This window comes from Mycobacterium sp. NPDC006124 (assembly GCF_040614235.1).
GTDB lineage: Bacteria > Actinomycetota > Actinomycetes > Mycobacteriales > Mycobacteriaceae > Mycobacterium.
In genome coordinates, this window is the sequence record NZ_JBEXUA010000003.1 from 426813 (window position 1) to 442040 (window position 15228).

At 64.0% G+C, this 15228-nt stretch carries 15 protein-coding genes and 1 pseudogene; 6 read left to right on the plus strand and 10 right to left on the minus strand.

Annotated elements, in window-relative coordinates; genetic code table 11:
• The first annotated feature begins 6 nt into the window (after positions 1–6).
• The gene (locus ABZ195_RS08970) at positions 7–354 is read left to right on the plus strand and encodes an Lsr2 family protein (RefSeq protein WP_355216801.1); all 348 of its coding nucleotides are present in this window, start codon (positions 7–9) and stop codon (positions 352–354) included.
• On the opposite strand, the gene ABZ195_RS08975 is transcribed toward ABZ195_RS08970, so the two are convergent.
• From ABZ195_RS08975 to ABZ195_RS09015, 9 genes and pseudogenes are all read right to left on the minus strand, one after another.
• On the minus strand, positions 351–1367 hold the full coding sequence (locus ABZ195_RS08975; protein ID WP_355216803.1) for a malate dehydrogenase: 1017 nt from the start codon (positions 1365–1367) through the stop codon (positions 351–353). The genes ABZ195_RS08970 and ABZ195_RS08975 overlap by 4 nt on opposite strands.
• Entirely contained in the window at positions 1364–1696 is a 333-nt protein-coding gene (locus tag ABZ195_RS08980) for a hypothetical protein (RefSeq protein WP_355216805.1), read from the minus strand. Before ABZ195_RS08980 ends, ABZ195_RS08975 begins: the two co-directional genes overlap by 4 nt.
• Positions 1697–1774: 78 nt before the next feature.
• Entirely contained in the window at positions 1775–3577 is a 1803-nt protein-coding gene (locus ABZ195_RS08985; protein ID WP_355216807.1) for an acetyl/propionyl/methylcrotonyl-CoA carboxylase subunit alpha, read from the minus strand.
• Positions 3578–3724: 147 nt separating this feature from the next.
• Positions 3725–4144, minus strand: coding sequence for a SufE family protein (locus tag ABZ195_RS08990; RefSeq protein WP_355216809.1), 420 nt, complete (start codon positions 4142–4144; stop codon positions 3725–3727).
• The gene (locus ABZ195_RS08995; protein WP_355216811.1) at positions 4141–5037 is read right to left on the minus strand and encodes a sulfurtransferase; all 897 of its coding nucleotides are present in this window, start codon (positions 5035–5037) and stop codon (positions 4141–4143) included. Before ABZ195_RS08995 ends, ABZ195_RS08990 begins: the two co-directional genes overlap by 4 nt.
• 31 nt (positions 5038–5068) lie before the next feature.
• A pseudogene (locus ABZ195_RS09000) lies at positions 5069–5308 on the minus strand (GDP-L-fucose synthase); the annotation flags it as partial.
• Positions 5309–5312: 4 nt separating this feature from the next.
• Complete coding sequence (locus ABZ195_RS09005; RefSeq protein ID WP_355216812.1) at positions 5313–5957, minus strand: nucleoside triphosphate pyrophosphatase; 645 nt, start codon at positions 5955–5957, stop codon at positions 5313–5315.
• Between the two features lie 7 nt (positions 5958–5964).
• Positions 5965–6246 carry an acyl-CoA carboxylase subunit epsilon gene (locus ABZ195_RS09010; RefSeq protein ID WP_355216814.1) on the minus strand — a complete coding sequence of 94 codons (282 nt, stop codon included), beginning with the start codon at positions 6244–6246 and terminating at the stop codon, positions 5965–5967.
• 32 nt (positions 6247–6278) lie between these two features.
• On the minus strand, positions 6279–7904 hold the full coding sequence (locus tag ABZ195_RS09015) for an acyl-CoA carboxylase subunit beta (RefSeq protein WP_355216816.1): 1626 nt from the start codon (positions 7902–7904) through the stop codon (positions 6279–6281).
• 434 nt (positions 7905–8338) lie between these two features.
• Between ABZ195_RS09015 and ABZ195_RS09020 the strand changes: the two genes are divergently transcribed.
• The 5 genes from ABZ195_RS09020 (at position 8339) to ABZ195_RS09040 (ending at position 13629) form a co-directional block, all read left to right on the plus strand.
• Positions 8339–9517, plus strand: a complete 1179-nt coding sequence (locus tag ABZ195_RS09020; RefSeq protein ID WP_355216818.1) for a glycosyltransferase — start codon at positions 8339–8341, stop codon at positions 9515–9517.
• Between the two features lie 27 nt (positions 9518–9544).
• Positions 9545–10213 (plus strand): acyltransferase, encoded by a 669-nt coding sequence (locus ABZ195_RS09025; RefSeq protein WP_355216819.1) that lies wholly within the window; start codon positions 9545–9547, stop codon positions 10211–10213.
• The gene (locus ABZ195_RS09030; RefSeq protein WP_355216821.1) at positions 10213–11340 is read left to right on the plus strand and encodes a glycosyltransferase; all 1128 of its coding nucleotides are present in this window, start codon (positions 10213–10215) and stop codon (positions 11338–11340) included. Before ABZ195_RS09025 ends, ABZ195_RS09030 begins: the two co-directional genes overlap by 1 nt.
• Positions 11333–12484, plus strand: a complete 1152-nt coding sequence (locus ABZ195_RS09035; protein WP_355216823.1) for a hypothetical protein — start codon at positions 11333–11335, stop codon at positions 12482–12484. Before ABZ195_RS09030 ends, ABZ195_RS09035 begins: the two co-directional genes overlap by 8 nt.
• 266 nt (positions 12485–12750) lie before the next feature.
• Positions 12751–13629, plus strand: coding sequence for a glycosyltransferase family 4 protein (locus tag ABZ195_RS09040; RefSeq protein ID WP_355216824.1), 879 nt, complete (start codon positions 12751–12753; stop codon positions 13627–13629).
• A gap of 22 nt (positions 13630–13651) precedes the next feature.
• On the opposite strand, the gene ABZ195_RS09045 is transcribed toward ABZ195_RS09040, so the two are convergent.
• Positions 13652–15085 carry an O-antigen ligase domain-containing protein gene (locus tag ABZ195_RS09045; RefSeq protein WP_355216826.1) on the minus strand — a complete coding sequence of 478 codons (1434 nt, stop codon included), beginning with the start codon at positions 15083–15085 and terminating at the stop codon, positions 13652–13654.
• Between the last annotated feature and the right edge of the window lie 143 nt (positions 15086–15228).

A 15228-nucleotide genomic window follows, 5' to 3' on the forward strand; every position in this document is an offset into this window, starting at 1 on the left:
TCGACCATGGGAAAGAAGACGAACGACGACTTCGTCGACGCCTTGGACGGCACGGCGGCAGCCGAAACCGTCCAGTTCGGCCTCGACGGTCAGCTGTACTCGATCGACCTGTCTCCGGAGCACGCCGAGGAGCTTCGTCGCGTCCTGGGCGAGTGGGCGGCATGTGGGCGCCGGGTGAGGGCGGCGCAGCGACGGCACCTGGCTCGCGTCGACCCGTGGCGCAAGCAGGTCACCGGTCAGGAGCGCGTCCAGATCCGAGAGTGGTGTCAGGACAACGGCTATCGCGTCGGCAGCCGGGGGCCGCTGCCGTTCGAAGCGGTGGACGCCTTCCGGACCGCGACCTCGGCACGCTAGAGCAGGCCGAGCGCGGCGACCGCCGCGCGTTCGGATTTCAGCTCGGCGACCGACGCGTCGATGCGCTGCCGGGAGAACTCGTTGATCTCGAGGCCCTCGACCACCTGCCACGAGCCGTCGACCGCGCGCACGGGAAGTGACGCCACGATGCCCTCGGGGATGCCGTACACGCCCGGCGAGGCCACGGCGACCGACGTCCAGTCGTCGGCGTCGGTGCCGTCCACCCAGTCGCGCACGTGATCGATGGCGGCGTTGGCAGCCGAGGCCGCCGAGGAGGTGCCGCGGGCTTCGATGATCGCGGTGCCGCGGGTGGCGACGGTGGGGATGAAGTGGTTCGTCAGCCAATCGGTGTCGGCGGCGAACTCGGCACCCGGCCGACCTCCGACGACGGCGTGGAAGACGTCGGGGTACATGGTCGGGGAGTGGTTGCCCCACACCGTCACCCGGGAGACGTCGGTGACGTGGACGCCCGCGTGGGCGGCGAGCGCGGCCAGAGCGCGATTGTGGTCGAGACGGGTCAGCGCGGTGAACCGTTGCGACGGGACGTCCGGTGCGTGGGCGGCGGCGACGAGGGCGTTGGTGTTCGCGGGGTTTCCGACCACCACGACCCGGACGTCGGAGGACGCACCGGCGTTGATGGCTCGCCCGGCGTCGGCGAAGATCGCGGCGTTGGCGGCCAGCAGATCGGCGCGTTCCATGCCCTTGCCACGGGGCTTGGCGCCCACCAGCAGTGCGACGTCGACGCCGTCGAACGCGCGCACCGGGTCGTCGTGGATCTCGACGTCGGCGAGCAGGTCGAAGGCGCTGTCGACGAGTTCCATCACCACCCCCTCGGCCGCCCGGATCGCCGACGGCAACTCCAGCAGTCGCAGCGTCACCGGGACGCCACGGCCGAGCAGTGCGCCGGCGCCGATGCGGAACAGCGCGGCGTAGCCGATCTGACCGGCGGCGCCGGTGACGGTGACGACTTTCGGGCGGGCGGAGCTGGGTGGGCTGGGAACCGACGAGGTCATGTGTTGACCCGGATGTTGAGGATCTCCGAGGCGTACCGGCGCACGGTGTCCTCCGACATGGCAGCGGCGTCCTCGTGCCCCGGCCGCGCCCTGCTCTGCATGAATCCCGTCGTCGGGTTCAGGGTGATCTCGGCGAGCAGTTCACCGGTCGACGGTTCGCACACGGCCCATGTGTAGAGGGTGTCGTCGGCCCAGCCGTCCTCGGCGTCGTGGACGTGGTCGAGGTCGGTCTCGCCCAGGTCGGCCAGTGCGGGCCGGTCGTCGACGCGGTCGTCGTAGCGCAGTCCGCGCAGGTACCACGTGCCGTTGTTGATCTCGACGGGTTCCATGATGCCAACCTACCGAGTGGCCACTTGCGACACGCCAATGGCGAAGAGGCGTGTGCTAACTGGCCACCCGGCCGGCTTTCAGTCCTTGATCTCGGCGAGCACGGTGCCCTGGGTGACCGCGGCGCCAGCCGCGACGGACAGCCCGGTGACGGTGCCGTCCTTGTGGGCCGTGACCGGGTTCTCCATCTTCATGGCCTCCAGCACCGCGATGAGGTCACCCGCGGCGACCTGCTGGCCCTCTTCGACGGCCACCTTGACCACGGTGCCCTGCATGGGCGCGGTAACCGAGTCGCCAGAGGCGGCGGCACCACCGGACGCGCCACGCTTGCGCGGCTTGGGCTTCTTGCGAATCACGCCGGACGCCGCGGCACCGCCACCGTTGCCGCCGATGGCGAGGTCGCCGGGCAGCGACACCTCGACGCGACGACCGCCGATCTCCACCACGACCTTCTGGCGGGGGAGGGCGTCCTCTTCGTCGAGCGGTGCGCCGGCGGTGAACGGTTCGACCGTGTTGTCCCACTCGGTCTCGATCCAGCGGGTGTGGACGCTGAAGCCGTCGTCGTCACCGATGAAGGCGGGATCGGACACGACGGCGCGGTGGAACGGGATGACCGTCGCCAAGCCCTCGACGGTGAACTCGGCCAGTGCGCGGCGCGAGCGGTCCAGTGCCTCCTGGCGGGTGGCGCCGGTGACGATCAGCTTGGCGAGCATCGAGTCGAACTGGCCCCCGATGACCGACCCGGTCTCGACGCCCGAGTCCAGGCGCACGCCCGGACCGGTGGGCGGCTCGAAGAGGGTGACGGGTCCCGGTGCGGGGAGGAAGCCGCGGCCGGCGTCCTCGCCGTTGATGCGGAACTCGAAGGAGTGGCCCCGGGGGGTGGGGTCTTCGGTGATGTCGAGGGCCTCGCCGTTGGCGATCCGGAACTGCTGGCGCACCAGGTCGATGCCCGAGGTCTCCTCGGTCACCGGGTGTTCGACCTGCAGCCGTGTGTTGACCTCGAGGAACGAGATCAGTCCGTCTTGGCCGACCAGGTACTCGACGGTGCCTGCGCCGTAGTACCCGGCTTCCTTGCAGATGCGCTTGGCGGACTCGTGGATCTCCTTGCGCTGCGCGTCGGTCAAGAAGGGGGCCGGGGCTTCTTCCACCAGCTTCTGGAACCGGCGCTGCAGGGAGCAGTCACGGGTGCCCGCGACGACGACGTTGCCGTGGGTGTCGGCGATGACCTGCGCCTCGACGTGGCGCGGCTTGTCGAGGTAGCGCTCGACGAAGCACTCACCGCGACCGAAGGCGGCCACGGCCTCACGGGTGGCGGAGTCGAACAGCTCGGGGATCTCTTCGATGGTGCGGGCGACCTTCATGCCTCGACCGCCGCCGCCGAAGGCAGCCTTGATGGCGATCGGAACGCCGAATTCCTTTGCGAAGGCCACGATTTCGTCGGCGTCCTTCACCGGCTCCGGGGTGCCGGGGACGAGCGGTGCGTTGGCCTTGGCGGCGATGTGGCGGGCCGTGACCTTGTCACCGAGGTCGCGGATGGACTGCGGGCTGGGCCCGATCCAGATCAGCCCGGCGTCGAGGACTGCCTGCGCGAAGTCGGCGTTCTCCGACAGGAAGCCGTAGCCGGGGTGAATGGCATTCGCGCCGGACTTCTGCGCGGCGTCGAGGAGCTTGCCGAAGTCGAGGTAGGACTCCGCCGAGGTCTGTCCGCCAAGGCCGAAGGCCTCGTCGGCGAGCCGGACGTGCGGTGCGTCGGCGTCGGGCTCGGCGTACACGGCCACGCTGGCCAGCCCGGCGTCCTTGGCCGCCCGGATCACCCGGACGGCGATTTCGCCCCGGTTGGCGACGAGCACCTTGGAGATCTTCGAGCTGGCGTGACTTGGCACTGCGCCTCCTGATGGCATGTTCTCTAAGAAACCTCTTTAAGAATGTATCGGAGGCAGTTTAAGGGGCGCGTTAGGGCCGTCGGCGCGCCGGTCCCTTACCGGTGAGTAGCTATGTTCGCGCCGACGGCGATCACGGTCGCCGTTCGACTACGGCGCGGCGAGGCGGCGTTTGATGCGCGTCAGCATCGCCGACATGCCGCGCAGTCGCAGCGGGCTGATCAACTTGCCGAGACCCAGCTCGGCGTAGAAGTCGTCCGGGACGGCCAGGATCTCGTCGGCGGAGTGCTCGTCGAGGCCCGCGGCCAGGATCGCCGCGAAGCCGCGCGTCGTCGGCGCCTCGGCGGGTGCACTGAAGTACAGCCGTACGCGTGCCCGGTTGGAGGCGTCGACGTGAAGGAACAACGGGGACTGACACTCCGGCACCGGCTCCATGGCCGCCTCTTCGAGATCGGCGGGAATCGGCGGCAGGTCGTTGGCGAACTCCAGCAGCAGTTGCAGCTTGTCCTGGCCCTGCATGTCGGCGAAGTCGGACACCACCTCGGCCAGGGCATCCGGCATGCCACTCATGCCCGGCCGGGCTCCTCGCCCGGTTCAGTTCCGATCGCCACCGGCACCCGCACGGCGTTGCCCCACTCGGTCCACGAGCCGTCGTAGTTGCGCACGCCTTCCTTGCCAAGCAGGTGGGTCAGCACGAACCAGGTGTGACTGGATCGTTCGCCGATGCGGCAATACACGATGGTCTGGTCCTCGGGCTGCAAGAAGCCGTACAGCTCGTCGAGCTCGGCCCGGCTGCGGAACTGTCCGTTGTCCTTGGCCGCCTTGGCCCACGGGATCGACGTCGCAGTCGGAATGTGGCCGCCACGGAGGGCGCCCTCCTCCGGATAGTCCGGCATGTGGGTGCGCTCGCCGGTGTATTCCATGGGTGAGCGGACGTCGATCAGCGGCTGGCGGCCAAGGGTCGTGAGCACGTCGTCCTTGAACGCCCGAATCTCGGCGTCGTTGCGCTCGACGACGGGGTAGCCCGACGCCGTCTTGGTCGGTACGTCGAGCGTGGTGTCGCGGCCGTTGGAGACCCACAGATCGCGGCCGCCGTCGAGCAACCGCACGTCTGGATGGCCGAAGAGGGTGAACACCCACAGCGCGTAGGCGGCCCACCAGTTGCTCTTATCGCCGTAGATGACGACGGTGTCGTCACGGCTGATGCCCTTGCGGTCCATGAGGGCGGCGAATTGGGCACCGTCGATGTAGTCGCGGACGCGTTCGTCGTTGAGGTCGGTATGCCAGTCGATCTTGACGGCGCCGGGGATGTGCCCGGTGTCGTACAACAGGACGTCCTCGTCGGATTCGACGATGGCGAGTCCAGGGCGGCCGATGTTGCCGGCCAGCCAGTCGGCGGTCACCAGCCGTTCCGGATGGGCGTAGGCGGCAAGGGAGGGATGCGGGTCTGCGGGCAGCGACACCCCTAGAGACTACTTGCTCGTCACACCCGGGTCAGACCCTCAGGGCCTGCTGGTTGGACCGGTACCACGACACCGTGTCGGCGATGCCGTCGCGCAGCGAGATGGTCGGCTGCCAGCCGCTCCCGCGCAGCGTGCTGACGTCGAGGAGTTTGTGTGGTGTGCCGTCGGGCTTGGAGGCGTCCCACTCGGTGTCTCCGGTGAAACCGGTTGCGTCGGAGACCATTTTGGCGATCTCGGCAATGGTCTGATCCTCGCCGGTGCCGACGTTGACTGCGTCAGTCTGTGACGGGGTTGGCGAGCCACAGCTGCGTTACCGACACGCCGACCCGTTCCAGAAGGCTTCGGGTGAGCGGCAGCCCGAGCCCGATGACCGCGGACGGATCGCCGTCGACCCCGTCGACGAACCAGCCTCCAAGGCCGTCGAGCGTGAATCCGCCGGCGACCTGGACCGGTTCTCCGGTGCCCGCGTACGCGGCGAGTTCAGCCGCCGACGGCCGACCAAAACGAACGGTGGTGACCGCGTGGGCCGCCGCCCGTCGTTCGATCCGGTTGGCGAGCACGCGGAGCACGCAGTGCCCTGTAATCAGATCGCTCGAGCGGCCAGCCATGGCCTGCCAGCCTCTGATCGCGTCGGCTTCCGTGGCCGGCTTACCCCACAACCGACCGTCGCGAAAGAGCATCGAATCACAGCCGATCACAACGCAATCAGCTCCGACCGCGGTGTCCAGCGTGCGTGCGACGGCTTCGGCCTTGGCGGTCGCCAACGCGGTGGTCACCACGTCCGGTCCGGCGTCGGTGGGCAGGGTCGCCGTCAGCGCGTCTTCGTCGACCCCGGAGACCAAGACGACCGGATCGATGCCCGCCCCACGAAGGATCCTCCGTCGACCAGGCGACGCCGACGCCAGGACGACGCGTGTCACGAGCGTCTCAGCGCCGCATGTGGGCGCGTTCGTACTCCGTCACCCGCTGCCAGCTGATGAGCGAGTAGCGCAGATGATCCACGGGCAGGCCCCACCGGTTGAGCTCCTGAGGGCCGGGCGCCGAGGAACCCCCGCCACTGCCCGCGAACACCGTCACGAGGGCCGCCAGCTCCTCGTCGGAGGGATTGCCCTTGAGGATCTTGATCTCGGGAACCGCTGACGCCACGGGGGCGTCGATCGTCAGATCGTCGGGGTCGGAGACTTCGGTGATGTCGACGTCTTGTGACATGAGTGGTCCGTTCGTCGGAGAAGGAGAGCGGATCAGAGCGGGATGTTGCCGTGCTTCTTGGGTGGCAACTGCACGATCTTGCGTTCCAGGAGGCGCAGCGCTGCGGAGATGTACCCGCGGGTGTGCGACGGCGGGATGACCGCGTCGACGTACCCACGCTCGGCGGCGACGTACGGGTTGACGAGGGTGTCCTCGTAGTCCTGCTGGAGTTCCAGACGGAGGGAATCGACGTCCTTGCCCTCGTTGGCCGCCTCCTTGAGCTGGGACCGGTAGACGAAACCGACGGCGCCCGAGGCGCCCATCACGGCGATCTGCGCGGTCGGCCATGCGACGTTCACGTCGCAGCCCATGTCCTTGGATCCCATGACGCAGTAAGCACCGCCGTAGGCCTTGCGGGTGATTACCGTGATCTTGGCGACGGTGGCCTCGCCGTAGGCGTAGAGGAGCTTGGCGCCGCGCCGGATGATGCCGTTGTATTCCTGCTCAGTGCCCGGTAGGAAGCCGGGGACGTCGACCAGCATGATGATGGGGATGTTGAAGCAGTCGCAGGTGCGGACGAAGCGGGCCGCCTTCTCGGAGGCGTTGATGTCCAAGCAGCCGGCGAACACGGTGGGCTGATTGGCCACGATCCCGACGGTGCGTCCGTCGATGCGCCCGAAGCCGACGACGATGTTGCCCGCGTAACCGGCCTGAACCTCGAGGAACTCGTCGTCGTCGAGGATGCGCGTGATGACCTCGTGCATGTCGTACGGCTGGTTGGGCGAGTCCGGAATCAACGTGTCGAGTTCGAGGTCCTCCTCGCTGAGGTTGTCCTCGATGGCGCCGGGATGCGGCGGCGCGGGGTAGCGCGGCGGCTCGGAGGCGCTGTTGGGCGGCAGATAGCTGAGAAGATCGCGGACGTAGTCGAAGGCGTCCTGCTCGCCGGAAGCCACGTAGTGCGCGGTGCCGGACTTGGCCATGTGGGTGTGGGCGCCGCCCAACTCCTCCATGGTCACTTCCTCACCGGTGACGGTCTTGATGACGTCGGGACCGGTGATGAACATCTGGCTGGTCTGGTCGACCATGACGACGAAGTCGGTGAGCGCGGGGGAGTAGACGTGCCCGCCGGCGGCGGCGCCCATGATCAAAGAGATCTGGGGGATGACGCCCGAGGCCAGGATGTTGTTGCGAAAGATCTTGCTGTACAGGCCAAGTGAGACCACGCCCTCTTGGATGCGCGCCCCGGCGCCGTCGTTGATTCCGATCAGCGGACGGCCGGTCTTGAGCGCCAGTTCCTGGACCTTGACGATCTTCTCGCCGTACACCTCGCCAAGGCTGCCGCCGAAGACGGTGGCGTCCTGGCTGAAGATGCAGACTTCGCGACCGTCGATGGTGCCGTAGCCGGTCACCACCCCGTCGCCGACGGGTCGGTTGGCCTCGAGCCCGAAGTTGGTGCTGCGGTGCTTGGCGAGGGCGTCGAGTTCGACGAAGGTGCCCTCGTCGAGGAGTGCGTAGATGCGCTCGCGAGCGGTGAGCTTGCCCTTGGCGTGGACCTTGTCGACGGCCGCTTCGCCCACCGGGTGCAGTGTCTCCTCGGTACGCCTGCGGAGGTCGGCCAACTTGCCTGCGGAGGTATGGATGTCGATCTCGGGTGCAGAAGGATCCGAAACGCTCGTCATGGGGGTCGATGGTAGCGGCTGAGCCAGGCGATCTCTTAAGCAGCCCTTAGACACGCTGGCGGGGGATTAATCGATCGTGTACTGACCGGCGGTGTGGGGCCTGCTTGCCTGCGCGGGTCGGCCCCCACCAAAGGTTCGAGGGTGCTCTCTGCACGTTGGCTCACGGCTACTCATTTGTAACTGGATGGCTTGTTGATGGCGGTCACGCGAAGACCATCGGACGCAGGGTTCGAGCGGGGGAGAAGATTCGACGGCTGGTGTGAGAGGCTCAATGTGCCGCTTCAAGGCCTGATCACCCACGTCGCAGCGACCGGCGATATGCGGCGCGAGATTGGACCGACACTCGTCGAGTTGCCCTGAGCAATGTTGTTTAATGTCGTTGACGGTTAGCTAGGCGTCAGGAAGGCGCCCGCGAACTTCGGTAGGCTGACCACATGGCGAAGGGCATCGACGGCAAGGAGAAGTCCGTTACGACTCCGCGAGTAGCGATAGCTCACGACTACCTCACTCAGCGCGGCGGTGCTGAGAAGGTCGTTCTCGCAATGAGCCATGCCTTTCCCGAGGCGCCCATCTACACCACGCTCTATGATCCTGCCTCCACTTACCCAGAGTTCGCCGACCTCGACGTACGCGTCTCCCGCCTGAACAAGGTGGGTTTCCTTCGATCACGACATCGCGCGGCACTCCCGTTGCTGCCCTTCGCTTCTAGTTCGATTTACATAGACGCGGACGTAGTGTTGTCTAGCACGAGTGGCTGGGCGCACGGTTTCCGCGCAAGTGGCCACAAACTGGCGTTTTGCCACTCGCCCGCCCGTTGGTTGTACATGCCGGATGTGTACCTTGGGCAAGGCAGCTTGTTAAAACGAGCGGCTTTGAGGGCGGCGTCTCCGCTCCTCAAGGCGTGGGACCGAAGGGCGGCTGCGTCATGCGATCAATACGTAGCGATCTCGAAGGTCGTGCAGCGACGGATTTCGGACGTCTATGGCATCGACGCGCCCATCGTGTATCCGCCTGTCGCCATGTCACGCAGCGACGCAGTCGAGCCAATTTGCGAGGTAAGGCGGTGGGCAGATTCTTTGGGCGACGACGGCTCTTTCTACCTATGCGTCTCGCGCCTGCTTCCGTACAAGAATGTTGATGCGGTAGTCAAAGCGTTTGCAGGTGGAGCGAGGAAATTGGTGGTCGTCGGGCGTGGGCCCGAGGCGGCGCGGATTCGTGACCTGAAAACCGCCAATGTGCTGCTACTGTCCGACCTGTCGAATAACAATCTGGCCTGGCTGTACGACAACTGCCGGGCCGTGATTGCAGCTAGCTACGAGGATTACGGACTCACGCCGATAGAGGCCGGCATCTGGGGCAAACCCACCGTCGCGCTGAGGTGGGGCGGGTTCTTGGACACGGTGGCCGAGGGAGTCACAGGCGTCTTCTTCGACCAGCCAGATCCAAGTTCGATCGAAAGTGCGCTGGATAGGCTTGAAGCTTCATCATTCGTTGCAGACCATATTAGGCGCCACGTCGAGCAATTCAGCGAAGAGCGGTTCATAGACGCCCTAGACGCGCTCGTCGCCGATTCAATGAACGCTTCCGAACGCGATAAGCAACGCTTAGGCTGAAAATGCTACAAAAGGGGAGATGAGTACGTGACCGCATTACCAAAGGCCGCTCCGGGTGAGCTGGCACGCAAATCCGGCCGAGTCAAGCTTCCACCGCCGCCGAGGGAGGGCACGACAACCGAGGACGGCAAAGAAATTGCCTACCGCATGCAGGACATGGGCCTGCTTCGGAAAATCAGAAACCGCCTCGGCTTTCTACTATTCAACATGCTGGTGACTCACATTCCTTCGCACCTCATTCGGCAAACCTTTCTGCGCCTTTGCGGCGCGACAATAGGTCCCGGCGTCTGCATCTGCCGAGGCACCAACATCATCGACCCTGAATTCCTCACCATCGAGGGCGACAGCTCCATTGGCGCCCGATGTCTACTCGATGCCCGTGCCGGACTGACAATCGGGAAGAACGTGGTTATAGCCAGTGACGTACACATTCTGGGCGGAGGACACGACGTCAACCACCCTGATTTTTTGCCGGTGCCAATACCCAGTCTCATTGATGACTATGCCTGGATTGCAAGCCGCGCAATGATTTTGCCCTCGCACATAGGCAGAGGCGCCGTCGTCGCGGCGCAGGCAGTTGTGAATAAGGATGTGGCACCACTCGAGATCGTAGGCGGGGTGCCGGCGAAACATATCGGCGAACGAAACGCCGACGCCTTGCAGTACACCGGTAGATACCGTCCGCTCTTCTACTGATGGGCGCGAACCTCGCGGAATACCGCCTCGTTTATGTCGCGAATGCAAACGGCGTTACTGCTGTAGGCGATTACGCCGAGAACCTCGTCAGAGCAGTTCGACCGCATTTTGGCGAAGTGGTCGAGTGCCGCACCGGCGGCCCGGGCGATGATACGGTGCGCGGCCTTTGGCAACTTAGAAAACAAGTTGTCGCCGCTGTGGCCGAAGGACCTCCGGGGCGGGTGCTCGTGCACGCCGAACTGAGCGCAGGGGCGTTGGCTCCGTTTTGGTCTACAGCGGGTCTGAACGCCATTCCGACCACCGCGACGATTCACGACCCACCCCAGGGAGTTTGGTGGCCTGCGCGTACGGCCTTCTTAGCACGCCATCGCCTTTTGATGCACGGCCTTCATTATCCGCTTCGCCCGTTGTCTCGTGCCATCGAAGGCGCCGTCAGTGGTCGACGAACGCTGTTCGCGCTGACTGAGACTGGGCGCCGCTCAATCCAAGAGATGTACCCTCACACCCAAACGCATCACATAACTCACCTAGTCGCTGAGCGCCCAAGAATCAGACCCGCACAGGAGCGGCCAAAGGCGGTCGGTTTTTTCGGAATGGTCTATCGCGGCAAGGGGTTTGAGCAGATCGCGCGGATTCGCGCGCAACTCCCCAGCGACGTCGTGATTCGCATAGCGGGCCGCGGCACCGAATCGCTCCCTCGCGCCGAGGGCATCGAAATTGTGGGAGGCGTGGATGGACCTGACGAAGATGCGTTCTTCGAATCCATTAGGGCCGTCGTAGTGCCATACGGCAAGCGACATTTTTACGCAGACACCTATCCTGCGTCAGGCGTCGTAGCTCATGCCACGGCATATCGAACACCAGTCGTGTGCACCGCATACGGTTCCCTGGCTGAGCTCGATGAGACGCGCGGTGCCTTGGTGGTCAAGCCAGACGGCGTCGAAACGTTTGGTTTACCTAGTAATTTCGCGTCGGAGCTAAACCTGTTGATCAGTGACTCCGCGCGGCTGACGGCACTGGCCGAGAATTCGGATAGGGAGCGGGAAGCCAACTTGGCTCCTCGAGCGGCGGACGCCTTCGCGGCGGCATGGTCTCGGATGCTTGGTCGAAGCCTCGTCGATGGCTGACACGTCCGCCACCGCCCCGCGGAATCTGATGAAGACCGCCCTAGCGGTGCTCTGGATGTACGGTGGCCGAGGCGTTGGACTGCTGTGGACGCTGGCGCTAATCTCCCGGCTTAACGTGGGTGAGTACGGCAACTACGGGATGGCATTTGCTCTCATGGCGGTCATCGGTCCGCCGCTCGACAACCCGTTCACCGTACGCGCAATGCGCGAGTCGGAGCAACGCTTCGTAGCGGAGCGCAGCGGGCGCTTCCTGGTAGGGGTGGGACTGATCGCGGCGGGCACGGCCCTATTCGCCGTGAACTACATCGCTTGGTTCGGGCTTACAGTGGCAGGGTGCGAAATGGCTTTTAAGGCCTATCAGAGCGAATTCGCCCGTAATGGCCACGCCGATCGCGTATGGCGGCTCGACACCATCCGACAGGTGGCAAGCGTGGCTTTGGCTGCGGCATACCTGTTCGGCGTCGACCACCCGACGCTGGTCACGGCGAGTTTGTTTTACGTATCCCCGTATGTGGTCGTGGTTGTACTGGCGGCCTTCGCGGTTAGAGGACATCGACCAGCCATGCCGGGGCCCCCACGACTCATCGCCGCTCTCATCGGCGAGATGTTCGGCACGGCGCTTTACTTGCAGGGAGATGTACTTCTGCTGGGCTTCCTTACCAACAGCACCGTTGTGGGCTATTACACAATCTGTTGGACCGTTGCAGCCGCCGTCACCGCGGTGGGTCAGTCCTTCGGTATGACCTACCACGAGCAGCTTCGTATAGGCGGTGGCTCACTCTCAAGTGGGCCACCGCTCAGGACCACGCTGCTCATCGGCACCGGGTCGTTCATGCTAGTGCTCGTGATCGGCGTCGGTCTACTGCTGTCGCCAGCCCCCAGCGAACTCGCCGTAGCCATGCTCATCATGGCGGCGTTCTGCGGAATGAGGACAATAATTTCCGTCTTCCAAGTAATTCTTTACGCGCAGCGGCGCGATTTGACGCGCCTCGCGACTGCAGTCGGTCTCGTACCCGTCAAACTCGCTGCGGTCGCGCTGCTTGCTCGATTCGGAGCAATAGGTGCGGCCCTGGCGTCGGTCGCTGCCGACACGTTGCTGCTGGTGGTTTATTCCCTAGTGCTCTATCGACGGCCGAGGTCATGACATCAACACGTAAGCCTCGAGTGACATTCTTGATGTCGAAGGACCCAGTACTCGAGCGTGGCGGCGACGTCGCTCTGAGCCGACTCGCGATCAGGCTTGCGTCCGCAGACTTCGACACGTCCGGGATCTGTCTCTCGGCAGTCGCAGGGCACACCGTATCCAATTTGGCTCCGGGAGGCTTCCCCCTGACCCGAATAGCGAAGCCTGACATAAATCCAGCGGACCTCTTGCAACACTCACTCCGGCTACGACGAAGCATGGTTCACGTGCGCTTCGACACAAAAGCGCTTCGGGCTGCCATCGAACGATGTGATGCCGACATCTTCGTTGCCGAGCACGCGTATATGGCGGAGTCCTTCTTGGAGAGTGCCCACGCTGGGAACCGGCGACTTGTGGTCAATACACATGTTTCGGAGGCCCTGGTCTGGCGCGCCACCCGAGGAGCCCTGGGTCTGATAGAGGCGCCACGACTGCGCAGAGACGAACTGCGGGTGGCCAGGGCAGCGGACGCCGTCGGAGCCCTCGACGCCGACGAGGCTGAGTACTACCGCAGCCGCGGCGTAGCGAACGCACGTTGGCTGGACCTTACGATGCCGCCGGGCGAGCAGGTTGACCTGTCAGCGTCCTCGCCGCGTCTAGTCTTCTTGGGCACTCGTTCATGGCCTCCGAATCAGGAAGCTTTTGAGCGAGCACTCGACTTGTGGCCGAGGATCGCCGAGGGGATAGCCGATGCCGAATTGGTCGTAGTCGGGCCAAAGGCGGGTGGGGCCAAAGATGTTGCCTATCCTCATGGCGTTCGTGATCTCGGTTTCGTCGAGGACCTTGACGGTTTGCTAAGCACCTGCCGAGCGATGATGGCCCCGATCTTGACTGGCGGAGGGGTTCGAGTGAAGCTCCTGGAGGCGGCAAGCGTCGGCCTGCCATTCATCGGATCGAGCCTTGCCGTGGGATCGCTTGGATCGGTCTTCGCCATGCAGACGTTCGATGGTGACGGAGCGTTCATTGCCGAGTGCCGCCGATTACTAAAGGATCGAGCGGCAGCAGTGGCGGCGGGAAACCATCTTTATGAGTCGAATCGCGATCATTGGCTCGCTCACCGGCCTCTGATGGCCCTTGAATCGCTCATCCGGCCGCCAGCGACCTAAATGTACTATCGGGCGCGACAATCTATTGTTGGGCGCGACCGTTGACCGCGGGTGAGCCAACATTGGCGGGGATGCAGGGACCGGGCGACGATGTCGCGATGGCGACCCTCTCTCTGTCCAAATAGATTAAAAACGCAAGAAACACCGAAAACACCATGACCAGTTGTGGAATGTGCACGATCGGGTGGTCCAGTTGCAACCCCACCAGACAATAGCCGATGAATACTCCCCCGAACATGGCCGCGGGTAGAGAGTCGGACCGAAGAGCGCGATAACCAACGACACAACCAATGATGAGCACTGCCACGAAAATGATGCCGACGATCATTCCGCCGCGATATGCGGCAATCAGTGGGGCATTCGCCACAATGTTGAACTTGAACGAATAATCTCCATCCAAAAATTCGCGCCGTGCCCATCCCAGGCCAAATAACCAATGCCCTGACATATAATGCGGCCAAGCCGCTAGCGCTTTCCCGCGATCAGCCGCGCCAAAGTCGTTGCTGCCGAAAGAGGACAGTATTCGAGTACGAATGAACGGTGTGCTCACGGCGATGACGGCGACCAGCACGATGCTACCCAGGATGGTCTGCCGGGTGCGTCGCCCCATGCTGTGAAACAGCAGTACCAGCACGATACCCGCAAGCACGCTAAAAATTGCTGCGCGACTGAGCGTCAAGACGAGGGCTACGGCTAACAACGATGACGCTGCAGCGCGCAGCTTTCCCCTGAGCAGCAGGATGCTGAGCACTAGTGCCACCCCTATGGAAATGCCGGCGCCGTTCGGGTCTACCCAGGTTCCGCCTAGGCGCAGCGTCCTGCTACGTCCTTCATCGCCGATCGCGTACCTCGCTGTTTCGACTCTGTCGTAGTCGAAGATGTGAAAGATGCGCATGAATTTCTGGCCAGGATCCGCCGTCACCATGAGAATGCCGAACAGCGCGTTCAATGTTGCCGCGTAAACGAACACGCGACCAAATCTCGCTAAGTCTGCCTGCGACAAACGGGCCAGTGCGACCACGACGATCGTCGCCATGGTCCATCGAATGAAGACACTCCAGTCAGTCAAGCCATTGGCGGTAACTACGACCGACATCGCGGACGCTACAACTAGCGCCAAGAGTGCGATTTCGAGTGGATGGACGCCTCGCTGGGACGTTGGATGCACAACAGCTGCAACGATTGTGCCAGCCAGGAACGGTAGGAATAGCGGCACATGCACGCCCGGAAAGTAGCCGAAAGGCAAGAGCCCAAGCATCACGGCCCATCCCCAAAAGAGCCACAGCGGATGACGGAAACCGACATAGACTGCCAGTACGAGCGCGAGCAAGCCGACCGCAGCCAAGGTGATCAGTTTGCTACTCGCAAATGTCAAGCCTCCAACTGCGGCCGGAATGCCCACGATCAGCACTGCCGTCAGAACAACTCCGTTGGGCGTCCACTTAGCCAGCGTCACGCTACCAATGGTCTCACGCAAGTCCCCGAATGCAAGTTACCTATCGTCGACCACGCGTGCTAGCGAAGCGTTGGAGGGCTATGGTGATGAGGTCGGCAAACTGGAAGTCGTAACGATCGATGAGCAATGAAGCGAGGCTTTTC